A 25,212-nucleotide genomic window follows, 5' to 3' on the forward strand; every position below is an offset into this window, starting at 1 on the left:
ATAATCTATTAATATTAAAACAATAGATATTAATAATTAAATTTCGCTGATGTTCTATAGACAATTTACATATTAAAATTATTATGGCAGTATTTCTATCTCAATTTAATCATACAAATTGTTGATAATAATAAAATGGATTATGACCAAACATGGCATCTCCTTTTCTAGGAAAACTAATCCATTTTCCTAAAATTACTTATGAAAGCAAATGCGTTATGACTCTATACATTCATTAGCGGGTTTAAAAAGAAATGAGAGGTTAGATATGAATACAATTTTATATGAAAAAAACAGAAACATCATAAAAAAGGCAATCAAGAAAGATTTAGGTTTAACATTTTTAGAAATTATTATTTTAGAACAATTGAAATACTTAAATAAAGACAAAATTGATGCAGTAGAACTTAAAAGACATTTAAACATTGACAATACACCGATTTCGATTCAAATAAATAACCTGAGTAACTTCGGTTTATTTACAAAATCACGCCATGAACATGATGAACGACGTATCTATTTACATAATATTGATTTTGACAAAATCACTAAAATTATACGACAGTATCATTCGATTGTTTCTAATATCTTAAAAACAAACAGTTAATCAAAAGCGCCTATAGATTACCTATATCTGATAGATAACCTATAAGCGCTTCTTTCTTGCTTATTGAACTGGCTTATTTTAAATGTTCATATGGACTGTTTTTTACAAATGAAATAATTTGATCTACAAATAAACGCGCACGTAATTGAAATTCTTCATTAGCTAAATAATATGTACCATCATCTAATTTTTTAAAATCCGTATCATGTGTAGCAATTTGTGTAGGTACTGCAATACCTAATAACGAACGTACAATTAAACGTAAGTGTGACAATGGTTCAGAACTGACAATACCACCACTATTACCTATTAATCCTACTGGTTTCATTTTAAAATCATCCATTGTTAAATGGTCTAAAGCATTTTTTAAAATACCTGAGTAAGAACCGTGATAATTAGGACTACCTAGTACGAAAAAATCAGCTTCTCTTGCTTTAGTTTTTAATGTTTGTAAATTATTTTTATAACTTTCACTTGGATTAGATGCTCCAGAAACATCAAGTTGGTGGATAGGTTGCTCCGCCAAATCAAAAATTTCAACATCAAAGTCATGTTCTTCAAAATGACCTTTCAAATATTGAGATAGTGCTGTTGTATGTGACCCCACTTTAGCACTACCAACTATAATTAAACCTTTCATTTATTACTTCACCTCATACTATTTTTTGTTATTTTCTTGAAGTAGTTTCATAATCGCTTTACCGACACCACTTTCTTCATTTGAATCCGTTGTGTACGTCGCGACTGCTTTTACTTCTGGTGCTGCATTTGCCATAGATACCGAATAACCTACTCGCTCTAACATAGAAATATCATTCATGTTATCTCCAATGGCCATTACGTTTTCCATATCAATATTTAATCGCTCAGCAATTGTTTCCAATGCAATGCCCTTTTGAGCATCTGAATGTGTGATTTCAATATTACCTCTAGATGAGGATGAGATGGCAAGACTTTCTGATTGTGCTAATTTTTCACTCACACGATCAATCTTTGCTAAATCACTATCAAATGCCAATATTTTCATCACAATTTCACCCGGTGTATCCTCAATTTTGTCGTAATTATCTACAACTTTTAATGTGCCATTATCAATACGCTTTTGAATACCTGCTTTAATCTTTTCAACATCCGCTTTTTGACCTGCACGTTCTGCAATATCGATATAGATTTCTAAATCTCGTTGAGGGTTTTCAGTATAAATACCTAAATTTGTATATACTTGATAATATATATCTTCTGACTTTAACTCATTTGTAATTCGATTAATCAATTCACGATTTAAATTGGATGTACTCATAATATTAAATGATTCATCTCTAACTTCGGCACCATTCAAGCAAATATAAGGTAGTTTTAAATCTGTTTGATTTACCGGTGAATTCGCCTCATAAAAAGCACGTCCTGTTGCTATAACAACTGTAATACCTTGGGATTGTGCATACTTTATAGCTTTTATATTTTCTTCCGATATTTCATGTGCAGCATTTAGTAAGGTCCCATCCATATCTGTAGCAATTAAATTTATCATTTGTTTACCTCTTTCCCTTCTAAGATCGATAACACAAAATCAATTATATATGATTCTCATTTGCCATAATTTTGTAACATATTCATATTCTATCAAATGTTTACTTTTTTGTATTATCGGCTGTTCGAATGTTTTTTTTATTTTTTCTTATATTTTTAAAAAACGCAGTTAATAACTGACTACATGATTCTTCTAAAATACCAAATTCTACTGTTGCCCGATGATTAAATCTTGGTTCTTGCAACAGATTCATTAGACTACCGGCACACCCACCTTTGGGGTCCTTAGCTCCATATATCACAGAAGGAATACGACTCATCACTATACTCCCCGCACACATCACGCACGGTTCTAAAGTTACATAAAGAGTACAGCCTTCTAGTCTCCAACTTCCTAAAGCAGCTGCGGCGCGTTGAATCGCAATATGTTCAGCATGTGCAGTTGGATTTTGTTCAGATTCACGTAAATTATGCGCTCTAGCAATAATTTCATCATTTTTTACAATAATTGCACCGATAGGTACTTCACCTATATTGCCAGCTTTTTTTGCTTCTTCAATCGCAACTTCCATATAAAATTCATGATTTGTCATGTATCTCACACACCTCACATATGGTACAATATTTATTGTCTATTTTAACATTGGAGCGGTAAATATGAAAAAACAATTTATTGCTGTGGAAGGTCCGATTGGAGTCGGAAAATCTTCTTTAGCACATAAACTTAGTCAAACTTATAAATATTACGAAGAAAAAGAAATCATCACAGAAAACCCATTTTTATCAGATTTTTATGAAGATATTTCCAAATGGAGCTTTCAAACAGAAATGTTCTTTTTATGTAATCGATATAAACAATTTCAAGATCTCGCATTAATTAAAAACGGTATTGTCAGTGATTACCATATTTATAAAAATAAAATTTTTGCAAATAATACCCTAACTACAACGGAATACAATAAATTTTCAAGAATCTATGATATTTTAACCGAAGATTTAGAAATGCCTAATATGATTATCTTTTTAGACGCTGATTTGGCGACACTAAAATCACGTATTGCGCACCGTAATCGGAGCTTTGAACATCAAATTGCAGATGATTATTTATTAAATTTAAAACGTGATTACAATGACTATTACGAATCTTTAAAGAACGATGGTGAACGTGTTATACGTATTGATACGACACACCTTGATTTTATGAAGTATGAAAACGATTATAATTATATTTTAGAATTAGTGAAGCCACTGATTGGAGGACATGAGCATGAATAATTACGGTATCCCGCAAGATGCTGTCATTACTATCGCCGGAACTGTAGGCGTTGGTAAATCAACATTAACAAAAGCTTTAGCAGAGCGCTTTAATTTTAGAACTTCATTTGAAAACGTAGACCACAACCCTTATCTGGATAAGTTTTATAATGATTTTGAGCGTTGGAGTTTTCATTTACAAATTTATTTTTTAGCAGAACGTTTCAAAGAACAAAAACGAATGTTTGAATATGGTGGCGGTTTTATTCAAGACCGTTCTATTTATGAAGATGTCGATATTTTTGCGAAAATGCATCAAGAACAAGGTACGATGAGTCCTGAAGACTTTGAAACTTATTCTGAATTGTTTAACGCAATGGTCATGACACCTTACTTCCCTAAACCAGATGTATTAATTTATTTAGAGTGCGATTATGACGATGTCATCAATCGTATTAAACAACGTGGCCGTCAAATGGAAATTGAAACGGATACCGCATACTGGCAAAAATTATATCAACGTTATGAAGATTGGATTAGCGAGTTTAATGCTTGTCCAGTTGTTCGAGTCAATATTAATGAATATGATCTGCACGAAGATCCTGAAACACTCAACCCAGTTATTGACAAAATTCGCAACGTCATCGAAACATATCGTAAAGTCGATCAACGTTAAATTCAATATATTAAAAAAAGTCACTCCACTAAGTTTTGGTCGGAGTGACTTTTTATGTGTATAGCCGTAAATTACTCAATATGGCTACGGTAAATAATTTTTTCAATTTCATCGTCTGTCACATATTTACTGTAATAATGTTCATCCGTTTGTACTAAACCAAAGGTACTTGCCTTATCTTGGTCTTCGGTTCCGATATATAGTTGTCCTTCCGTATCTTGATACAAATCAAAAATTGCGCCACCGTATCGCGCTTCTTGATATAATGCGTAAAGCTCATCGATATCATCACGTGCTACTTGTTTAAAATATAATGTATGTTTAGAATGTTTTATTGTTTTAGCTTCAAACCCTAAATCTAACGCTCGTTCATCTTCAGTAACCAACACCACATCATTACTTATCATTTCCACAACTTTAAACGTCTCGCCATGATAATCTGCATACTTCCCATCAATCATTTTGATCACCTCAATATTTAAAATTAAATATTAAAAAAGTCATAATATACGTTAAGCATATTATGACATAATTTAGACACTGCGCCTATTTTTTTAATATATTTACGATATCATTTGCTGTTTCTACAGTATAATCCGCTTGGGTAAATTCCTCTGCTAATCCTACACCAGTTAACACCGCAACTTTTAATCCGAGCTGTGCATTAACACCGGTTTGCATATCATTTGCAGTGTCACCAACAATAGCGACGTCTTCAGGAGCAACATCATATTGATTAAATAATGGATTTAATACTTCTGGATTTGGTTTTTCGACTGCATTCGCTTCGGTTGAAATAACGACATCAAAAAAGTGATTAAATTGAGTAATCTCTAAAAATTGCTCGACACCTTTCTTCGAATCACTTGTAACAATGCCCATTTTATATCCTTGATTCTGTAATGTTTTTAACGTATCCTCGATACCTTCAACCAATACATTTTCAGGCACTCTATTATCTACTAAGGTTTGACTGCGTGCTTGTGCCCATTTCGTGACATCTTGACCAGCAATATCACAAAACGCTTGCACCATTTCATCCAGTGCACCTGAAGCCATGATTGTACCCGGCTGTATTTCACCGTCAACCACACCTAAATGTGCATATGCTGCTGACTTATCATCAATATCTTGATCATACGCTTCCATAAAATCATCTACTAATTGTAGACCAATCTTCATCCAACTACGATCAAAATATATAATCGTGCCATCTTTATCAAATAAAATCCATTTCATGCTTGAACAGCTCCTATAATTTCGCTTAATTAAAATAATTCATGCTTTATATTTTAGTACAAAAATGTCACACGAAACAAATATTGTAACTGAATTTGATTTAATTGCATGTATCTGATACTTAACTTAATTTGCGTTCTATACGTATTATGTTATCATAATGACGACAAATATAAATTCTGCAAAACATTTAAATGTTACAAGGGGGGTTTTTAAAATAGGTTACTTTATAGTATTTGTAATTATTGCAGTATGTATTGGTATCTATTTTTCAAAAAGAGATAAGCCAATGTCACCATCCAGTTGGTTTAAAGGCATCGGTGTCATTGCATTTGCCATGGTCATTGTCAGTGGATTCTATCATGTAGATGACATTAAGCAAGGTGGAGAAAATGGCGAGCATAAAGCAAAAAATGAAGAAAAAATTTAAAAATAAAAAGTTAAAATCATTTCATACATATTAATAAAGGGGTAAGCGTATCATGATTTATGCAATTACTTTTATTATCGTTAGCATTCTAATCGGCGTTTATTTTTCAAAACGACAAAAACCGATGTCACCATCGAGTTGGTATAAAGGCATTGCCGTCATTATCTTATCCTTATTTGTTGTTAGCTTTTTTGATAGTTTTGATGCAGTAAAACAAGGTTTTAAAGAAGGCATCAACGAAGATGTCTTTAATGACATTTCAAAAGATTAACATCGTTCAGCGGCTGTCATTCAAATAAATATCATCATAAAAAAGGTTGGTAACGCGCATGCGTTACCAACCTTTTTAGGATTAATTTTAATATCTTGGTACTACGACTCTCCATCCTTGTGGATCATTAAGTTTACCACTTTGAATGCCTGTATAATGATCATATAAGTTTTGTGTGATTTCACCAGTTTCATTATTATTAATTACGATTTCTGTCTCACCGTATTTTAATTGGCCTACTGGAGAAATGACTGCTGCTGTACCTGTACCGAATACTTCTGTTAATTCGCCCTTATTGTGCGCTTCAATCAATTCATCGATAGATACTTTGCGTTCTTCCACTTCATAGCCTAAATTTTGAGCTAATTCAATCACCGTCTTACGTGTGATACCCGGTAAAATACTACCATTTAATTCTGGTGTTACCAATTTACCATTTTCAACGAAGAAGATATTCATACTTCCGACTTCTTCCACGTATTTTTGTTCAACACCATCTAACCAAAGTACTTGATCATAACCTTGAGCTGAAGCGTTAGATTGCGCTAATAAGCTTGCTGCATAGTTACCTGCAACTTTAGCATAACCTACACCGCCGCGTACGGCACGCACATATTGATCTTCGACATAAATTTTAGTTGGGTTGAGTGATGCACCACCATAATATGAACCCGATGGAGATAATATAATTAATAATTTATAAGAGTATGAAGGACGTACACCTAAAATACCTTCTGTCGCAAAAACATATGGACGAATATATAATGATTGTCCTTCACCTTCCGGTACCCAATCACGTTCAACATCTACAAGTTGTTTTAAACCTTCTAATACCACTTCTTCGTCTACTTGTGGCATATCCAAGCGTGCCAACGATTTATTAATACGCTTGAAGTTCTCTGATGGACGGAATAAATCAACTTCTCCATTATGTTTATAAGCTTTTAAGCCTTCAAATACAGATTGACCATAATGAATACCTTGTGCTGCTGGAGAAATTTCTATTGGACCATAAGGTACAATTTTTAAATCATGCCATCCTTGATCGATATCATAGTCGAAACTCAACATATAATCAGTGAAGTATTTCCCGAAACCTAATTCACTTGGATCCGGTTTTTCTTTAAGTGTTTCACGCTGTACAAATTTAATTTTTTCTGACATGATTGCTTCCTCCCAATGTTTATTCTTAAGTATTATATTAAATTATACCAATCCACTAGTCTGTGTTCAATAATTTTCAAAAAATTTCAAATAAACCAACAATATGTATCTTGGATAATCAAACCACTGTTCGTACATTAATTTATGGTTTAATTGCTCGCATTTTGTATTAAAATCGCTGTTATTTAAACAAAAAAGAAGCCGAACCTATAGTCGACATACACTTCGTTAATGTCATCACCTAAAATAGTGAAATGCTTAACAACCGTATATCGAACGAAGTTCTATCTTCAAAAAATAGATGATTTATTTTACTTCTGCTTTCTCTTTGCCTTCAATAGCATCTAGCATCACTTTAGTCATTGCACTTAAGTCATATTGAGGATTGAAGCCCCATTCTGCTCTCGCACAACTTACATCAATACTATTAGGCCAACTATCTGCGATGGATTGTCTAACTGGATCTACATCGTAGTCTAATTTAAAGTCTGGATAATATTCTTGAATCGCTTCTTTAACCATTTCTGGTTCAATACTCATCGCACTTAAATTATAAGCATTTCGATTAATTAATTTAACGCCGTCTGCTTCCATTAGTTGGATAATCGCATTAATGGCATCTTCCATAAACATCATATCCATAAATGTATCTTTCGCGATAAAGCTTGAGTATTGCCCTTCTCTAACTGCTTTAAAATAAATATCTACAGCATAATCTGTCGTACCGCCACCTGGTTCTTTAATATGTGAAATCAAACCTGGGAATCTAACGCTGCGTGTATCTACACCAAATTTTTCAAAGTAATATTGGCATAGTAATTCTCCAGCAACTTTATTCACACCATACATTGATGTAGGACGTTGAATCGTTACTTGGGGTGTATTAACTTTAGGTGTTGATGGACCAAAAGCACCAATAGAACTTGGTGTGAAGAATTGTAATTTATATTCACGTGCTACTTCTAATGCATTCATTAAACCACCCATATTTAAGTCCCACGCGAATAATGGATTTTTTTCAGCAGTTGCTGATAATAATGCAGCCATATGCATCATTGTGTCTGGTTTGAATGATTCGACTAATTCATCCATACGTGCTTTGTCTGTTACATCTAAAATTTCAAATGGACCATCTTTCAATGCAGAGCCTTCTTCAGGTTCTCTAATGTCAGTGGCTAAGACATTGTCATTTCCATATAATGTTCTACATTTTACAACTAACTCAGTTCCAATTTGTCCTAATGCACCAGTAATCATAATTTTTTTCATATTTCTATCTCCCTTGTATATTACAGAAACTGTAATGTATTTCCCTCGTGGACAATAACCTTATTTTCACCTATATTATATTATAAAAACGCTTTATTGTATATATCGAAAGAACATTTATTTTAAAAATATATAGTCCACACAATAATTGATTGCGATTTCAATATTATATTATTAAACCGGATTTGACACATAAACGATAGCCTGTTATAAGATAATTATTAAACATATATGGAGATGATGATATGTTGCACAAAAATGCTACATTATTAATACAAAGTGTTCGATTAACGTAGTCGATGCTTTGTAATTTAATTCCTTATCACAAGGCATCTAACTTATGCATGTAAGCTATATTTATGTGAGAGGAACTAATAAAAATGGAAAAACAACTTTACCCTTATCAATTTAACTATATAAAAGAACGCGTTGCACATTTAGTCAATGCTTATAATTCGGTCAACGATCCCAATACAATCGCTTCAATCAAAGATGTCACACGTGATGAAATACTTAGTACATTTAACTCAAGAGACACTACCATTCGTTCAAACGTTGAAAAGCTCATGAATGTACAACTTACCAAAGAACAAGCTCAAAAAATTTTAACGACCATACAAATGTATGTTAAGCCATTTGAACATCCGAGTAATAAACAAGTCACTAACCTTTTTAAAAAAGTTAAAAAGCTAAAAACACCACTTATCAGTGATGAAGTGCTACAAACAAGTACGTATATCGGTTGGAATGATATTGCTTCAAATAGAAAATTCATCATTTATTATGATAACTTTGGAAAATTAAACGGTGTATACGGAGACATTTCTAACCAAACTGTCAAAGGTTTCTGCTCTATTTGCAATAAAGAATCCCGTGTTGCTCTATTTATGCGAAAAACACGTACTGGCAATGATGGTCAATATACCAAAAAAGGTGACTACATTTGTTTTGATAGCACCTTATGTAATCACCAAATATCCGATTTATCGCACTTCCATCATTTTTTGAATAAGATTCAATAAACCAAAAACGGGCCCTATTATTAGGGCCTTTTTTTGATATAGACAACCCCACCTATTCATTTGTGGCAGATTTGTCTATTGTTATATTTATGTTATTACTTAAAATAACTATCAATACCTTTTAATTTATGGCGTATCATGTTTTTCATATCATAAAGGTAGTTTTTAGGGACGACTTCTGGAAAAAACGCTAACCGAAGATTACAGGCTAAGGCGGTGCCAGTGGAAAGCGTGCACAAAAAACTGCCGACAAAGTCAGTTTTTATTAGGCCTCCATACTCACTTTCTTAAATAATCAATAAACGTTCGAATCGTTTGTTCATTTGTTCTATCTGAATGGGTGATAGCAGTAAAATAAATATAATAGTCAAAAGGCGCGCCAATAGGTAACATTTCAATAAGACCATTTAAAAGAAACGGATCATCTTCAAGCATCAAACTAGAAACAATACTGACACCTAACCCTTCAGATACTGTTTTTATCAAAACGCTAGGATTATTTGTACGAAAAACAATTTTCAGCGGACCATTTTCATCTTCAAATTGCTTAAAATTATGATGATAAAAATTGCGGTCATATAATACAAATGGATATTGTTGAATAGCTTCCATTTCAACCGTATCTTGTAATGATAATTTAGATTTTTTAGGTACAATCAATCTGAAATTTGTAGATATATTAAGCGAATTAGAGACGATGGTCTGCCCGAATGTTTCACTTTCAGTCTTCCCAATCAAGCCAATATCCACCTCATTGTCCTTTACCATTTTCATAATTTTGTCTCTGTCACTTTCAATCACTTCAACCTCAATGTGTGGATAATCCTTTTTAAAGGTAGACAATGCTTTCGGTATGATTTTGTTAAATAATGTCGGTATCGTCGCAATTTTAAGTGAGCCTACAATATTTGAATGCATGGCATCAACCTCTGATATTAAATGTGCTTTTGCTTCTAAAATATCAATGATTAAAGGGATTAATTTTTTACCTACCTCAGTTGGCAACGTGCCTTTTCGAGATCGATCAAACAGTTTATAGCCAAGTTCTGCTTCTAAATTTGCGATCGATTGACTCATTGCAGATTGACTAATATGCATCGCTTCCGAAGCATGAACGATGGATTCCGTTTCATAAATTTTTTTAACATAAGCTAATTGTTCAAAATTCATACCTTCACCCCTTTTTACATAAGTGTTTCTTATATAAATATTAAAAATACTAATTTTACATTAGCACACATTAATCATTATAATAAATAGTGCATGAAAAAATTAATTAAAGGACGGTCTTCTTATGTATGATAAACTCTGGTCTAAAGATTTTATCTCTATTACCTTTGTGAATTTTTTAATGTATTTAATTCATTATACATTAATTGTTACCGTAACTATATTTACCATTGATAAATTCCATGCATCCGAAAGTATGGGTGGCTTAGCTGCAGGTATCTTTATCATCGGTATGCTTTTCGGTCGTTTAGCATCCGGGCGCGTAATTGACAATCTACAACCTAAAAAAGTATTGCTCTTCGGCATTATCTTTTCAATTATTACTGTTGGCTTATATTTCCTTATTAGCAGTCTATTTTTATTAATGCTTGTCCGTCTCTTACATGGGATAGCGTTTGGTTTGGCTTCGACAGCAACTGGAACAATTTCATCAAGAATTATTCCTGAAAAACGTAAAGGCGAGGGCATCGGTTACTACGCCCTCAGTGTTACCACAGCATCAGCAATTGGTCCTTTTTGTGGCATTGTATTAAACCAACGATTCGGTTTCGAATCTATTTTCATTGTTAGTTTAGTTATCATCATCATTGCATTCATTGCTGCACTATTTATTAAAGGACTACCAAAACCACCTGTTGAGAACAACAATGAAAGAGAAAATAAAGGAATTCGTGCATATATTCAAAAAGAAGCACTACCTATTTCATTTGTCGTTATATTCGTCGGCATTGCTTATTCAAGTGTATTGTCTTTCTTAACTGTTTATACGGAACAAATATATTTAGCGACTGCATCTAGTTTCTTCTTTATTGTTTATGCAGTCAGTACCTTTGTTACACGTCCATTTACAGGAAAAATTTATGATGCCTATGGTGAAAATAAAGTCATGTACCCTGTCTTATGTAGCTTTGCAATTGGCTTAGTACTGTTAGCAATCACACACACAAGTCTATTGTTACTTATTTCAGCTATATTTGTAGGTATCGGTTATGGAACGATTGTCCCAAGTGCGCAAGCCATTGCCATTCAACAATCACCTGTTGATAAAATTGGTTTAGCAACCTCAACATTCTACATGTTTGCTGACTTTGGCGCTGGTATTGGTCCATTCGTATTAGGCATCATGGTGCCAATCATGGGATATCGTTATCTATATATCACGATGGCTATTGTAGTCATTGCATCCATTATCCTTTACTACTTTATGCATGGTAGAAAAGCGATACATTACACAAGCACCAGCAATTGATAAACTTATAATCATTAATACATCCAACAGAAATCAAATGATTAAAAGTAACATATAACAATGGAGTGCCACAAAATAACATTTCTGCGGCACTCCCTATTTTTATCCAATATTAGTTTTTTAATTTTTTAACAAGTGACGATTTCAATCCAACTAGACCAATCTTATCCACTTTAGCATCAATATCGTGACCATCTTCAGGTTCTACGATACGGATACTTTTCACTTTAGTACCTTGTTTTATGACAAATGAAGTGCCTTTTACTTTCAAATCTTTAATCACAGTGACCGAATCACCATCTACTAGTTCATGACCATTCACATCTCTTGTAATTTGCGCTTCCATATTTTCTTTATTTTCAGTTTCAGACCATTCGTGACCACACATTGGGCAAACAAGTAGGTTACCATCTTCATATGTGTAACTAGATTCACATTTTGGGCAATTAGGTAAAGTATATTCCATAATTAAACCTCCGATAAGTTATTATTTAGCTGATAATCTACCATATTATAAAATATAAACTCTATTTTCTCCACTTTTTTTATTAAAGTTTGATCTGTTTTTTTATTTTTTCTTCAGCCATCCACAACCGCTACAAAGCTTATTTCATGCTAAAAATAAATTCAAATTCAATTTTTATTTTTTAAATTCCCAAAAAATAATCAGAAAAATGTTTATTTAATAATATAAGTGGAAAATTACCTGTGTCACAAATCATAAAGGAGGCTTTTATAATGAGTAAATTTGATGATTTTAAAGACCAAGCAAAAGACAAAGTAGACGAAGTGAAAAACGACAAAGATAAACAAAAAGAAGTTAAAGATCAAGCTCAAGATAAAGCAAAAGACTTAAAAGATAAATTTTAAGCTTTCTAAATTATCTTGAATCTAAATACTGTTAAAAAAGCATCTGTCAGTACATTAATTGTACTGACAGATGCTTTTTTGTATATTTAAGAATTATTTTAAATTTAATTTTTCTGCAATTTCTTGCTTTTTACTATCAAAGTCTAATGCTTGTTGATCTATAGATGATCCAGTTTCAGCAACCTGCTTAATGTTTTCCATTTGGAACTGCCAGCCTGCAAAATCAAGTATAATATGTGGAAATGCAAACGGTAAACATTCATCGAAAATCAATACCGTTTCTTTACCAGTATCATGTAAATCAAACCTTACTGTACCAATATCCCATGTATAGCCAATTGTTTCATTTTCTTCAAAGGCTGTAATTTCCATTTCCTCGTCGTCTTGCCCATCCATTTGGAATTTCATTTTACCACCAACTTGACGGTCTTCAAATGATAATTGTGGAAACCATTGTTGAATACCTTCCGTTGTGCTTAAAAGTTTAAACACTGTCGCTACATCTTGTTCAATGATTATTTTTAATGTTTGATATGCACCTTGTTCATCTTTAGAATATACAGCTTCCATATGAATATGCCCCTTTCGATTTACAATCGCCTCAATTTGAAACACATATGAATTGATAATACTGCTATTCCCATCTTATTTTATTTTAATCCTAGGTCTGATTGGTTATTCACTTCTAATTTTCGCGCTTTTCTTGTATATCTTAAATAAATCAAGCCAAGTAAGATAAACCACAGTGGTGATAATACAACCCCCATTCTTGTTTCTGGTACAACAAGTAAGATAATCAATACGAATACAAAGAATAGCTGTACCATTCTTGCCATATGAATACCACCGGGCAATTTAAAGTCACTCTTTTTATGTAATTCAGGATGTGTTTTAACGTATTTTGCATAGGCATGAACAATAAACATCCATACAGCGACTAATAAAATTGTTGAAATTGCTGTGACATAAAAGAACACTTGTGTTGCGTTCGGTATTAAATAATTTAATAACACCGTAATAGATAACAAAGCGCATGTTACCAATATTGCTATATAAGGCACACCTTTTTTATTTGTTTTCATTAATAAATGATGTGTTTGTTTTTTCTCAGATAACCCAAATAAGATTCTACTATTTGCAAATATACCACTATTACATGCCGATGATGCTGCAGTTAATACCACAAAGTTTATTAACCCCGCTGCAAATGGCACACCAATAAGTGCAAATAAACTTACAAATGGACTATTATTTGGATCAATATCTTGCCATGGAATAATGGACATCATCACCGCTAATGCACCAACATAAAATAATAATATTCTGATTGGTACACTGTTAATTGCTTTCGGTATCGTTTTTTCAGGGTTTTTTGTTTCTCCAGCTGTTATACCTAATATTTCAATACCTGTAAATGAAAAGACAACCATTTGGAATGACATGAAAAAGCCAGATGCACCATGAGGGAACCAACCACCATTATTATAAACATTAGAGACCCCCGTCTTACCAAAAGGTGTTTGAATTGCAAATACAATCATGACTATACCAATAACTATCAATGCAATGATTGTTACAACTTTTATAATTGCAAACCAAAATTCTAATTCACCAAACATTTTTGTACTTGTTAAATTAAAAGCCATAAGAATCAATATACAAGACAAAGATGTGATCCAATTTGGTAAATCGGGTATCCAAAATTCTACATATTTTGCAACTGCAGTAATTTCTGCCATCCCTGAAGTAATCCAAGTTAACCAATACGTCCACCCGGTTACAAATCCTGCAAACGGACCAATCTGATCGTGCGCAATATCTGCAAATGTTTTATATTCTGTATTAGAAAGTAACATCTCACCCATTGCACGCATAAACATAAACAATACAAAACCGACAATAATATACGTGAGTAAAATCGATGGCCCCGTTAAACTAATGGACTGACCAGCCCCTAAAAATAAGCCAGTTCCGATAGCTCCACCAATCGCAATAAGTTGAATATGTCTATTACTCAACTCTCTATTCAAAGTATTTGTCATAAATCTTGCCCCAATTCCAATTGTTTTAAAGCATCATTAATATATCGCCTTAGCTTATTAGCCCCTTTGTTATCAATTAATAAACTAATGTAATGATTACATGCATATATCTCAATAATGCTTGGTTGTATAATATTCTTTTTTTCTGAAAATTACAACTAATGATATAAATCAATTTTTATAATTTTGTATTTTTACATTTTTGATTTTTTTACTCTTTAATTGATTAAAACACTAAACTATAATCTCTTTTTTTTTAATATTTGAAATTCTTTTTTTGTCATTAAATATCATGTGCCTTGATGAAATAAAAAAATAGCACACTTTTATTACTTAACGACATCGTTAAAATAAATAAAAGTGTGCGCTGATTTCACATACGATGAACGTACCTTTGAACAAATATTTTATAAGCACTTATTGCGTTTCTATAGCCTCTTTAATAGATTTAATGTTCTCTGGTGTTGTTTGACAACACCCTCCAATAATCTTGACGCCTTGGTCTAACCAATCAGGTATTTGTTCAACAATTAAACCTTGATTACCTACACTTTCCCATTCTTTCTCCACTGCATTGTACTGTGCACCGCCATTAGGATAAAGCGCTATTGTTTGAGGTACATTTTTCAGTCCTTTGCTTATAGCTTTATTTATACCCGCGACGGATGAACAATTAATACCAAACACCGGTATGCGTTCAGCATATTGCTTAATATAAGCACATAACTTTTCAAATTCTGTGTCATCAGATAAATCACCGTCTTCATTAACTGTGACAGATAACCAAAATGTCTGATTTGTATAATGTGGCACAATATATTCAACAATCGCTTTAATTTCCTCGAAATTAGGCACGGTCTCAAATACAAAATCATTGATACCTCTTTTAACCAATGCTTCTATACGCGTTTTATGGAATTGAAAATAATCTTCCTTACTTAAATCGTATGCACCTGTGTACTCAGAACCATCACTTAAATAGGCACCGTATGGCCCTAAGCTACCCACGATAACTTGTGTATCCGTCGTGGCTTCCATAATTTGATTTACTGCAGTATTATATAGCTGATCTATTTCAGTTGCCTTCATCCCAATATCAGAAAAAGTTTGGTAACTCGCTTGATACGTACTTGTAAGCAATATGTCTGCCCCCACATCCGTAAATGCTTGATGTGCTTGTTTAATTTGTGTAGGGTTATTTTTTAAAACTTCACTGGACCATAATGAAGTTTTCAAACTACAGCCTGCTTGTTCTAATGTTGTTGCCAAACCGCCATCTAGTACCAATGGCGATTGAGCTTTCAATTTTTCTAATAACCGCATTTAATTACCTCTTTTCTTATGATACTTAATGAAATAATATATGAGTGCTATGACAGCGAATGGTACACCGAAATAAAGTGCAGGTGCCTGATTAGAATCAAAAACCATTCCTATACATGAAACTAAACATAAAATAAATCCTATAATAGGTATAGATTGATGAATTTTAAGGCTAGGATCATACCTTTTAGCATTGAAATAAGCAACACATATACTCATCCACACGATGACTACAGCGAGTCCTGCAATGGACACCAGCACAACATAGAGTGAATCCGCTGCATAGATGCTTGATAATAAAGCCAACAGACCACCTACCATACTAAATAATGTTGCGTTGATAGGCATGCGATATTTATTCAACTGTCCGAACCATTTTGGAAATACCCCTTCATTGGCTAAACTCCATATCATTCTACTTGCAGCATATAATCCAGAATTAGCGGCAGATAATAAGGCTGTGATAATGACTAGATTCATGATATCTCCAGCGTATGGTATCCCCATTTTTTGAAAGATGACTACAAATGGACTTTCCAAAGATTTCCCTTGATAACTTGGAATTAAAATAGAAATAATAACCATTGTACCGATAAAAAAGATAATTAAGCGCCATAAAGTTGCACGTATCGCTTTAGGAATGACTTGTTTAGGATATTCAGTTTCTCCCGCAGCAATACCGATCAATTCCGTGCCACTAAATGCGTAATTCACTGCTAACATCGTTAAGACCACCGCACCTATACCGTTAGGAAAAGTAGGATTCGTATATCTGTTAGTCACTGTATGTATTCCTTCATAACCATTGTAATGTATCAAACCTAAAATGACGCATATGCCTAAGATAATAAATACAATAATAGTAACCACTTTAACTAAAGAAAAATAAAATTCAACTTCTGCATAAAAGCGTGTCGATATGATATTAAAAATTAATACTAATATAATTGCACTTGCAGCAAAGATATATTCAGGTATTTCTGGAAACCACCTTTGCATCAAAATACCCACTGCTGTAAATTCAGAACCTAATGCTACTGTCCAGGTCAACCAATAAAACCACGCAACAATGTAGCCAATAGATGGATGTATATATTTACTCGCATATGTATGAAAACCACCTGTCACAGGGTGTTTAATAGCCAATTGTCCTAAACAAAGCATGACGAGATAAACAAGTATTGAACCTACTATATAAGATAAGACAGTCCCTAGAGGTCCAGCTTGTTGTAAAGTATACCCAGAACTTAAAAATAATCCTGTACCAATAACACCACCAAAGCTTAATAACATGAGATGGCGCTGTTTCATGGCACGTTTAAATGATGTTTGTTCCATTGAATGTGCTCCTTATCTTTAAGTACTCAATATAGATTTTTGATATAATTAAACATTTTATTGATTTCTGAAAATTTAGTCAATAGTAAGTTATAGTATCTTTGATATCCCACTGCTAAATTATTAATTGAGTTTATTCATCCAGCTTAAAAGAAATCGGTATCATATTAACTGAATTTTCAAACTTTTATAAAAGTTCAGTTTTTTATATTGCTTTTCATTCTTAACGCTATTAACATAAACTATGTATCACTTAAAATATCTAAGTAATAAATAGAGGAGTTTTATAATGACAGAATATAATGACTTAGTAACTTCTACTCAAGAGATTACCAAAGAAGCTTTACATAAATTAGGTTTTGATGAAGGTATGTATGAACTTATAAAAGAACCTTTAAGATTTTTAGAAGTCCGCATCCCTATTCGCATGGATGACGGTACTGTAAAAACTTTTACGGGCTATCGTGCCCAACACAATCATGCTGTGGGCCCTACTAAAGGGGGTATTCGTTTCCATCCTGATGTTAATAAGGAAGAAGTCAAAGCACTATCTATGTGGATGACTATGAAATGTGGTATCACTAACCTCCCATTTGGTGGCGGTAAAGGGGGTATTATTTGCGATCCACGACAAATGAGTAACCAAGAACTAGAGCGTTTATCTCGTGGCTATGTTCGTGCAATTTCGCAATTTGTTGGTCCCGAAAGTGATATTCCAGCACCAGACGTTTATACAAATCCCCAAATTATGTCTTGGATGATGGATGAATATAGTAAGATTAATCGTTCAAATGCGTTTGCATTTATTACAGGTAAACCACTTTCATTAGGCGGTTCACAAGGACGAAATCGTGCAACTGCATTAGGTGCAGTAATCACAATTGAAGAAGCGACCAAGCGTAAAAACATTGACATTAAAGGGTCTCGTGTAGCAATTCAAGGTTTCGGTAATGCGGGTAGCTTTATCGCAAAAATTTTACACGATATGGGCGCTAAAATTGTAGCTATTTCTGAAAGTTTTGGTGCACTACATGACCCTAATGGGTTAGATGTAGATCGACTCGTTGAATTAAAGGAACAACACGGCCGCGTTACACATTTGTATGACAACGTAATTCCTAATGAACAATTATTTGAAGTCGATTGCGATATTTTAGTTCCTGCCGCACTTTCAAATCAAATTAACGAAGTGAATGCACATCATATTAAAGCAAAAATTATAGCAGAAGCCGCAAATGGCCCAACAACACCAGAAGCAACACGTATTTTAACTGAGCGAGGCGTCTTAATTATTCCAGATGTGCTTGCGAGTGCTGGTGGTGTGACAGTATCTTATTTCGAATGGGTACAAAATAATCAAGGTTATTATTGGTCAGAAGAAGAAGTAAACACAAAATTACGCGATAAAATGGTTGAAGCGTTTAATACGATATATGATTTAGCAGAAGATAGAAAAATGGATATGCGTTTAGCTGCCTATGTCTTAGGTATCAAACGAACTGCTGAAGCATCTCGTTTCCGTGGTTGGGCGTAATTCCTATATATTTAGGGACTATATCCGACTAATAATCAAATGATGTATTGTTATCAATCAAATTTTCATAATATACTTAACTTAGCTATGAAGTAATCTATGACGCGAGATGACTTCATAGCTTTTTTGTTATAGCATCTAAGTGTTTTCCATATTCGATGTATTTATTGCGCTTCATTGTTATGTCTGAGGTTCACTTTTTTATTTTAAGCTGCTCCATCACAACTTCATTGCTATCCTCTTAATATTTAAGTATATCTTCACTTTTCAAAAATTAGAATTTTCTGATTTATTTGAAATACAAATTAATAATCTATATACTTATTTACAACAAAAGGGAGGATGTACAATTATGAAGAACAATATTTACGGTAATGTACCGTGTTTTTTAAATAGTAAGAATCTCAATCAGACAAATACATTAGATACAGACGTCATCGTTTATGGCGCACCATTTGAAGGTGAAAGTACTTGGGGCGACTATACGGGGGTAGAACTAGGTCCGAAACAAATTCGTGTTTGTTCAGCTCGCTATAGTCAATATTTACCTGAGCTCAATCACATTGATATCAGTGAACACCTAACGATGGGAGACGTTGGTGATGTGCCCTTTGTAGCACACGATAATAAGCAAAGTTACGATAATATTAGTGATTTTGCTAAAAAGCTTTGGGATAGTGGTAAATTCTTAGTTGGCTTTGGTGGAGAGCATGGTGTGACATATCCAATACTGAAAGCACTAACGGAAACAGGCAAAAAAGTAGGCATCATTCATTTAGATGCGCACTATGACAACATGCCTGATTACGAAGGTGAACCTTATGCGCGTAACACCCCTTTTATGAGACTTTATGAAACGGATGGTATACGCAACGAAAGTATTATTCACACTGGTATACACGGTCCTAGAAATAAGCCTGAAACTGGTCGCTTCGCACAAGAAGCTGGTGCAGTAACTTTAACTATTAATGATATTCGAGCGGCTAAAGACTTGAAAACATATGCACAAGAAATCTACGCGCAAGCGAGCAAGGATGTAGATGTTGTCTACCTAACTATCTGTAGTGATGTACTTGACTTCGCCTTTAATCCTGGTGGTCCTGTCGATGGTAATGGGTTATCTTCTTATGAACTCCTTACGATGATTCATGAATTCGGAAAACTAGGCCTTTGTGGCATGGACTACGTGGAAGTATATCCTATGATGGATGCCAATCAAAACTCAGCTCATTTTGTATCTACAGCAGTGTTATATGTACTTGCTGGCCACGTCGCTTATTTAAATCAAACAAAATAATTCGAGGAGTGATGCTATTGTTTAAAGAAGCTGGAAAGATTTTAAGATCACTCGGTCCCGGAATGATTATCACTGCCTCTTTTATCGGTCCAGGTACAGTGACCACAATGACACAAGGTGGTGCCGGTTTCGGTTATAGTTTATTGTGGGCCATTGTATTTTCTATTGTAGCCACAATTGTGCTGCAGGAAATGATCATTCGCTTATCTCTCGTCACACGTGAGGGTTTAGGTGAAGCAATACAGGAATTATTTAAACATAGAATCGGTAAACTTATCATTGTATGGTTTACATTAATAGCAGTTACAATTGGTTGTGCTGCCTATATCAGTGGTGACTTAATCGGGACTTCGTTAGGTGCTTCTTATTTATTAAATTTACCAGAGCATTGGGTAGCACCTGTCATCGGTATCATCATTTTACTCATTGGGTTATTTGGCAACTATCGTTTTTTAGAAAAAATTATGCTTGTACTTATGGTTATTATGGGCATTATCTTTATTACCACGATGATAGTAATTCAACCAGATATTGTTGGTATTTTAAAAGGTGTGTTTGTGCCTACAATTCCAAACGGATCCATTATCACAATCATCGCACTGATCGGAACTACTGTGGTTCCATACAATTTCTTTATACATTCAACTGCAGTACATGAACGTTTTGGCAATATTAAAGAATTAAAATATGCACGTTGGGACACCGTCATTTCAATTTCTATTGGTGGTATTATTTCAGCAGCTATATTAATTGCTGCTGCTACTTTAATACAAGGTAAAAAAGTGACAAGTGTGATTCAACTCGCTGGTCCACTTGAACCTGTACTTGGAGATGCAGCACCATTCGCCATCAGTATCGGATTATTTGCAGCTGGACTCTCTTCAGCTATTGCATCACCTGCAGGCGCCGCTGCAACGATCAGTAGTTTGTTAAGTTGGCAAGGCGGTATGCAAAGTAAGAAATATAAGACTGTTTTTACGATCATCATCATTATCGGTATTATTACTTCAGCTTTAGGCTTTGAACCGCTTCAAGTACTACTTGTGGCCCAAGCATTAAATGGTATTATCTTACCTATTGTGGCCATTCTTATTTTCATCATAATTAATAAGAAAAACTTGATGGGTCATTACGTAAATACGCTATGGCTTAATATAATCGGGGGTATTGTGGTACTTGTCGTTACATTCTTGGGCCTTTATAGCTTAATAGATGCGATTTCGAGTTTTATGTCTTAAATATTCAAAAAGCCCAAGTTAAGTTATTGAAAACTTAACTTGGGCTTTTAAATCTCAAATTAGGCAAAACCTATTACCTTCAACTTTGTCACTACTTATAAGTACTTTCTAAAAGTGACTTCACTGTAAATATTAACCTTCACATAGCTGTTTTAATCGCTCAAACATCAAGTTATAGCCTGTTTCCATTTCTTTTTTGACTTCTGTCTTATCCGCTTCGAAATCGTTTGTGTCGCCTTCAAAAGGAACTTTGATGCCTTGGTTAAATTTAACTTCTGTTGCTCCTGTTAAATCAACAAATTCAACAGTGATGATATCTTCTAACTCACTAAATTGAGGCATTTTAAATAAAAACGTCAATTTATAAGGACTGACAATATCTATATACGTGCCAATTGCTCTATATTCAACGCCCTCTCTGACATCGATAATTTCCCAGTCTCCATTGATTTCAAATTGATTCTTGGCAACTTTATTCGTTTCTTCTGTTGTCATAAACCACTGTTTAAAAAGACTCGGCTTAGTCCAGGCACGAAACACTTCTTCTACCGGTGCATCTACTTTAAACGTCATGTCTAAATTTACAATTTCCCATTCCATTATCAACATCTCCTTCAAGTGTAATACGTTATTATTTAATCACCTCTTTTTCAGTGCACAAAACAAAATGATTTTCCATTATGATTGCGGTCGTTGATTTTAGTCATATCACTCTTATAAAAACTTACATTAATGCGCTCACATTACGCATAATGCGTGCTTTTTTATACCCCAGTAAATCATGTAATTCTTTATAGGCATTGAATAATTTTTTATAAATTAAGACCTGTGCATGATCTGGTTCTACTTGATATAAAACAGGTTCTTTCATTGCTTGGATAGCTGAAGAAAAATTAGGATGCGCACCGCCACAAATCGCACCTAAAATGGCGGCTCCGATAGCTGGTGCATACTCACTATCAATAACTGTAATCTTCTTGTTCAATACGTTTGCGTAAATTTCCATTAATAAATGATTCTTTTTAGGTATACCACCACAAGCAAAAACGCGCTCCACTTCCATTTGCCAACCTTGATATTGCTGCATAATCATTTTTGTTCCAAATGCTGTTGCTTCCATATATGCCCGATATATATCTTCATGTTTCGTCTGTAAACTTAAGCCAAATAGACTCCCTTTCAAATTACTATCACTTAACACACTCCGATTTCCATTATGCCAGTCCAAAGCGATCAGACCACTTTCTCCAGGATAACGCTGACTTGCTTTTTCATTAAGTAATTCAAAAATTGAAATCCCTCTATCTTCTGCCGTTTTTACATATTCATATGGGGATTGATTAGCTACATATTCAAACAAATCACCAACTGCTGTTTGTCCTGCTTCGTATGCATATAAATCTGGTATAATGGCACCTTTAACTGACCCCGAGATACCAGGTACTTTATGTTGCTCTTTATTTAGCATTAAATGACACGTGCTTGTTCCCATAACCATTGTCATTTCCTTATCTTTTTCAGCACCAATACCTAGTAAACTTGAGTGCGCATCTATAATGAACGGACTTACCACTGTTTCGGGTGAAATCCCTAATTTATGTGCCATCTCTGTACTCACTGTACCGACACTTTCACCTATACTAACGATGGGCGCTTCAACTTTCATGCGTACAATATCTGATAGATTGTCATCCACTTTATCAAATAAATCATAATGAAAGCCTGTAGATGATTCCCAAAAAGACTTAAAGCCCAAACCACAGTTAGATCGAACATTTTCACCAGTTAGTCGATTCACAATCCAATCCCCAGCTTCCATAATATCAGCCGTTTCTGTCATGACTTCTGGCGCTTTATCGTTCACTTCCATGATCTTAGGAATCATCCATTCGCTACTCACATTAAAGCCATAGTATCCTAACCAGCGATTCTTCTCTTCTATCGCAGTATTAAACAATAGATCTGCTTCTGCCTGAGCGCCATGATGCTTCCATAATTTCACATAAGCATGAGGATTGTTATAAAATTTAGGATTGTTATGCATTGGTTCCATCTGGTCATCTACAAATATGACTGTGGAAGAAGTGAAGTCTATACCTATACCAACAATGTCCTTTGCATTTATATTTGTTTTTGACAAAATTTCTGGTATCCCTGTTTCAATGACTTCCATATAATCATTCGCATTTTGTAATGCATAACTTTGTGGCAGCTTGTGTCCATTGAGTTCACCTTCAATTGTGCCATGGGCATATGTTTGTACATATTGACCTATGATTTCTCCATTCTCAGTGTTCACCAAGAACACTCTTCCTGAGCCAGTTCCAAAATCTATCCCTATACTGTAAGTCATAATTTATCCTCCAGTTCGCTATAAGAAAACGCTTTCCTAAATCATAATGAAGATAGTTATAAAAATCAACATAAACATTCAAAAAAATACATAAAGAAACACAAAAAAGCATTATAATCATTGACAAAGCATTATGTAAGCGTTTACTATTGGCCGTACAAACACAAATGAACATAAATATAAAGGAGTTGCGCAAATATGAAAATCGAATCGAACGCTTTTCGCTTAATCGAACCTGGCGTATTCAAAAAAGATACCCTTACGCATGATTTCGAAGAGAAAGATATTATCGTCAAACCTACAAAAGCAAGTGTCTGTCATGCAGATTTACGTTATTATACTGGCAATCGTCGTCCAGAAGCACTCACAAAGAAATTACCTATGGCACTCTTTCACGAAGGTATCGGTATCGTAGAAGATTCTAAACATCCTGATTTTCAACAAGGAGATAAAGTTGTCATTGTACCAAATATCCCTTCTCACTTACGTAAAGGAACATATCAAACGACTTCATTCCAAGATAATTATGATGAAAATGCCGTATTTATGGGCAGTGGATTTGATGGTATATGCCAAGATCGCATGGTGGTGCCTGGCGATAATGTCGTAAAAGTTCCAACAGATTTAGATGAAGATGTCGCATTACTTGCTGAGTTATGTTCAGTATCACTGTTTCCAATCAATCAACTTGACGAGATAACAACTGAAACGTCCCCAAAAGTTGCGATCTTTGGAGATGGTCCAGTCGGTTATTTAGCAGCAACTGCCTTACATTATATTTATGGTATTGATAAAGCAAATTTAATTGTATTTGGTGCAGTTCAAGAAAAACTACCTGCCTTTGAAGACTTTGCCACAACACATCTCGTATTTGACTTCGATTTCAATCAGTATCGAGGCGTACATACCGTTTTTGAATGTACAGGTGGTAAATTTTCAGAATCTGCAATTAACCAAGCCATCGACTTGATCGATAGACAGGGGCATATTGTATTAATGGGTGTCACGGAAGAACGCGTTGGTATTAACACCAGAGATGTTCTTGAAAAAGGTCTGACATTTTCAGGTAGTTCACGTAGTACAAAACGTGAATTCGAGCAACTCATTCATGCCTTTAGTAATAAACATTACCAACAAGCATTGAGACAATTGATTCCAGAGGCTTACTATCATATTCATGATACTTCAGATTTAAAAGAAGCCATGGATGATACTGCAGCACACAAAGGATGGAAAAAAACTTATTTACAATATCATTGGTAAACAATGACTGAAA

27 protein-coding genes are annotated in these 25,212 nt (G+C 34.0%); 12 read left to right on the forward strand and 15 right to left on the reverse strand.

Features of this window, described 5'->3' with window-relative positions:
• Positions 1-268: 268 nt before the first annotated feature.
• The gene (locus ACP7BT_RS06290) at positions 269-607 is read left to right on the forward strand and encodes a transcriptional regulator, SarA/Rot family (protein WP_041079780.1); all 339 of its coding nucleotides are present in this window, start codon (positions 269-271) and stop codon (positions 605-607) included.
• Positions 608-680: 73 nt separating this feature from the next.
• Here the strand turns inward: ACP7BT_RS06290 and ACP7BT_RS06295 are convergent, their stop codons facing one another.
• The 3 genes from ACP7BT_RS06295 to tadA all read right to left on the reverse strand — a co-directional run bounded on the left by ACP7BT_RS06295 (position 681) and on the right by tadA (position 2,730).
• Positions 681-1,247, reverse strand: coding sequence for an NADPH-dependent FMN reductase (locus ACP7BT_RS06295; RefSeq protein WP_041079781.1), 567 nt, complete (start codon positions 1,245-1,247; stop codon positions 681-683).
• An 18-nt stretch (positions 1,248-1,265) separates the two neighbouring features.
• Positions 1,266-2,138 carry an HAD family hydrolase gene (locus tag ACP7BT_RS06300; protein WP_041079782.1) on the reverse strand — a complete coding sequence of 291 codons (873 nt, stop codon included), beginning with the start codon at positions 2,136-2,138 and terminating at the stop codon, positions 1,266-1,268.
• 100 nt (positions 2,139-2,238) lie between these two features.
• The gene (gene tadA, locus ACP7BT_RS06305) at positions 2,239-2,730 is read right to left on the reverse strand and encodes a tRNA adenosine(34) deaminase TadA (RefSeq protein ID WP_041079783.1); all 492 of its coding nucleotides are present in this window, start codon (positions 2,728-2,730) and stop codon (positions 2,239-2,241) included.
• Between the two features lie 64 nt (positions 2,731-2,794).
• On the opposite strand from tadA, the gene ACP7BT_RS06310 reads away from it, so the two are divergent.
• Together ACP7BT_RS06310 and ACP7BT_RS06315 are read left to right on the forward strand one after the other, a co-directional pair.
• The gene (locus ACP7BT_RS06310) at positions 2,795-3,412 is read left to right on the forward strand and encodes a deoxynucleoside kinase (protein WP_041079784.1); all 618 of its coding nucleotides are present in this window, start codon (positions 2,795-2,797) and stop codon (positions 3,410-3,412) included.
• Positions 3,405-4,067, forward strand: a complete 663-nt coding sequence (locus ACP7BT_RS06315; protein ID WP_002484099.1) for a deoxynucleoside kinase — start codon at positions 3,405-3,407, stop codon at positions 4,065-4,067. The genes ACP7BT_RS06310 and ACP7BT_RS06315 overlap by 8 nt, the downstream gene beginning before the upstream one ends.
• Before the next feature lie 71 nt (positions 4,068-4,138).
• On the opposite strand, the gene ACP7BT_RS06320 is transcribed toward ACP7BT_RS06315, so the two are convergent.
• Together ACP7BT_RS06320 and ACP7BT_RS06325 are read right to left on the reverse strand one after the other, a co-directional pair.
• Positions 4,139-4,528 carry a hypothetical protein gene (locus tag ACP7BT_RS06320; RefSeq protein WP_041079785.1) on the reverse strand — a complete coding sequence of 130 codons (390 nt, stop codon included), beginning with the start codon at positions 4,526-4,528 and terminating at the stop codon, positions 4,139-4,141.
• Between the two features lie 85 nt (positions 4,529-4,613).
• Positions 4,614-5,306 (reverse strand): HAD family hydrolase, encoded by a 693-nt coding sequence (locus ACP7BT_RS06325; RefSeq protein WP_041079786.1) that lies wholly within the window; start codon positions 5,304-5,306, stop codon positions 4,614-4,616.
• A gap of 160 nt (positions 5,307-5,466) precedes the next feature.
• Between ACP7BT_RS06325 and ACP7BT_RS06330 the strand changes: the two genes are divergently transcribed.
• Both ACP7BT_RS06330 and ACP7BT_RS06335 read left to right on the forward strand, forming a co-directional pair.
• Positions 5,467-5,736 (forward strand): hypothetical protein, encoded by a 270-nt coding sequence (locus ACP7BT_RS06330; protein ID WP_228481216.1) that lies wholly within the window; start codon positions 5,467-5,469, stop codon positions 5,734-5,736.
• A 52-nt stretch (positions 5,737-5,788) separates the two neighbouring features.
• On the forward strand, positions 5,789-6,007 hold the full coding sequence (locus tag ACP7BT_RS06335; protein WP_037539066.1) for a hypothetical protein: 219 nt from the start codon (positions 5,789-5,791) through the stop codon (positions 6,005-6,007).
• Positions 6,008-6,094: 87 nt separating this feature from the next.
• On the opposite strand, the gene ACP7BT_RS06340 is transcribed toward ACP7BT_RS06335, so the two are convergent.
• Both ACP7BT_RS06340 and ACP7BT_RS06345 read right to left on the reverse strand, forming a co-directional pair.
• Entirely contained in the window at positions 6,095-7,171 is a 1,077-nt protein-coding gene (locus tag ACP7BT_RS06340; RefSeq protein ID WP_041079787.1) for a branched-chain amino acid aminotransferase, read from the reverse strand.
• 306 nt (positions 7,172-7,477) lie between these two features.
• Complete coding sequence (locus tag ACP7BT_RS06345; protein WP_002484105.1) at positions 7,478-8,440, reverse strand: NAD-dependent epimerase/dehydratase family protein; 963 nt, start codon at positions 8,438-8,440, stop codon at positions 7,478-7,480.
• Between the two features lie 380 nt (positions 8,441-8,820).
• Between ACP7BT_RS06345 and ACP7BT_RS06350 the strand changes: the two genes are divergently transcribed.
• A complete protein-coding gene (locus tag ACP7BT_RS06350) occupies positions 8,821-9,462 on the forward strand; it encodes a FusD family fusidic acid resistance EF-G-binding protein (protein ID WP_041079788.1) in 642 nt (213 codons plus the stop codon).
• A 279-nt stretch (positions 9,463-9,741) separates the two neighbouring features.
• Here the strand turns inward: ACP7BT_RS06350 and ACP7BT_RS06355 are convergent, their stop codons facing one another.
• Positions 9,742-10,632, reverse strand: a complete 891-nt coding sequence (locus ACP7BT_RS06355) for a LysR family transcriptional regulator (protein WP_041079789.1) — start codon at positions 10,630-10,632, stop codon at positions 9,742-9,744.
• A 124-nt stretch (positions 10,633-10,756) separates the two neighbouring features.
• Between ACP7BT_RS06355 and ACP7BT_RS06360 the strand changes: the two genes are divergently transcribed.
• Complete coding sequence (locus tag ACP7BT_RS06360; RefSeq protein ID WP_041079790.1) at positions 10,757-11,941, forward strand: MFS transporter; 1,185 nt, start codon at positions 10,757-10,759, stop codon at positions 11,939-11,941.
• Between the two features lie 112 nt (positions 11,942-12,053).
• On the opposite strand, the gene ACP7BT_RS06365 is transcribed toward ACP7BT_RS06360, so the two are convergent.
• Entirely contained in the window at positions 12,054-12,407 is a 354-nt protein-coding gene (locus ACP7BT_RS06365; RefSeq protein WP_011303800.1) for a zinc ribbon domain-containing protein YjdM, read from the reverse strand.
• Positions 12,408-12,679: 272 nt separating this feature from the next.
• Between ACP7BT_RS06365 and ACP7BT_RS06370 the strand changes: the two genes are divergently transcribed.
• Positions 12,680-12,811, forward strand: coding sequence for a hypothetical protein (locus tag ACP7BT_RS06370; protein ID WP_002484110.1), 132 nt, complete (start codon positions 12,680-12,682; stop codon positions 12,809-12,811).
• Between the two features lie 93 nt (positions 12,812-12,904).
• Here ACP7BT_RS06370 and ACP7BT_RS06375 read toward each other — a convergent pair whose 3' ends face one another.
• From ACP7BT_RS06375 to ACP7BT_RS06390, 4 genes are all read right to left on the reverse strand, one after another.
• Positions 12,905-13,381 (reverse strand): SRPBCC family protein, encoded by a 477-nt coding sequence (locus ACP7BT_RS06375; protein WP_002484111.1) that lies wholly within the window; start codon positions 13,379-13,381, stop codon positions 12,905-12,907.
• 80 nt (positions 13,382-13,461) lie between these two features.
• Positions 13,462-14,853, reverse strand: coding sequence for an amino acid permease (locus ACP7BT_RS06380; RefSeq protein WP_041079791.1), 1,392 nt, complete (start codon positions 14,851-14,853; stop codon positions 13,462-13,464).
• Between the two features lie 417 nt (positions 14,854-15,270).
• Positions 15,271-16,176, reverse strand: coding sequence for a homocysteine S-methyltransferase (mmuM, locus tag ACP7BT_RS06385; RefSeq protein ID WP_002484113.1), 906 nt, complete (start codon positions 16,174-16,176; stop codon positions 15,271-15,273).
• Positions 16,177-17,514 carry an amino acid permease gene (locus ACP7BT_RS06390; protein ID WP_041079792.1) on the reverse strand — a complete coding sequence of 446 codons (1,338 nt, stop codon included), beginning with the start codon at positions 17,512-17,514 and terminating at the stop codon, positions 16,177-16,179.
• 289 nt (positions 17,515-17,803) lie between these two features.
• On the opposite strand from ACP7BT_RS06390, the gene ACP7BT_RS06395 reads away from it, so the two are divergent.
• From ACP7BT_RS06395 to ACP7BT_RS06405, 3 genes are all read left to right on the forward strand, one after another.
• Positions 17,804-19,048, forward strand: coding sequence for a Glu/Leu/Phe/Val family dehydrogenase (locus ACP7BT_RS06395; RefSeq protein WP_041079793.1), 1,245 nt, complete (start codon positions 17,804-17,806; stop codon positions 19,046-19,048).
• A 352-nt stretch (positions 19,049-19,400) separates the two neighbouring features.
• Complete coding sequence (locus ACP7BT_RS06400; protein ID WP_041079794.1) at positions 19,401-20,345, forward strand: agmatinase family protein; 945 nt, start codon at positions 19,401-19,403, stop codon at positions 20,343-20,345.
• Between the two features lie 17 nt (positions 20,346-20,362).
• A complete protein-coding gene (locus ACP7BT_RS06405) occupies positions 20,363-21,583 on the forward strand; it encodes an Nramp family divalent metal transporter (protein ID WP_041079795.1) in 1,221 nt (406 codons plus the stop codon).
• Positions 21,584-21,715: 132 nt separating this feature from the next.
• Here the strand turns inward: ACP7BT_RS06405 and ACP7BT_RS06410 are convergent, their stop codons facing one another.
• Together ACP7BT_RS06410 and ACP7BT_RS06415 are read right to left on the reverse strand one after the other, a co-directional pair.
• Positions 21,716-22,183, reverse strand: coding sequence for an SRPBCC family protein (locus ACP7BT_RS06410; RefSeq protein WP_041079796.1), 468 nt, complete (start codon positions 22,181-22,183; stop codon positions 21,716-21,718).
• A 124-nt stretch (positions 22,184-22,307) separates the two neighbouring features.
• Positions 22,308-23,936: a ribulokinase gene (locus tag ACP7BT_RS06415; RefSeq protein ID WP_041079797.1), complete on the reverse strand. Its 1,629-nt coding sequence runs from the start codon at positions 23,934-23,936 to the stop codon at positions 22,308-22,310.
• A gap of 198 nt (positions 23,937-24,134) precedes the next feature.
• Between ACP7BT_RS06415 and ACP7BT_RS06420 the strand changes: the two genes are divergently transcribed.
• Positions 24,135-25,199, forward strand: a complete 1,065-nt coding sequence (locus ACP7BT_RS06420; RefSeq protein ID WP_041079798.1) for an alcohol dehydrogenase catalytic domain-containing protein — start codon at positions 24,135-24,137, stop codon at positions 25,197-25,199.
• The last annotated feature ends 13 nt before the right edge of the window (positions 25,200-25,212 follow it).

The organism is Staphylococcus sp. Y174-1 (assembly GCF_049897865.1).
Classification (GTDB): domain Bacteria; phylum Bacillota; class Bacilli; order Staphylococcales; family Staphylococcaceae; genus Staphylococcus; species Staphylococcus saprophyticus.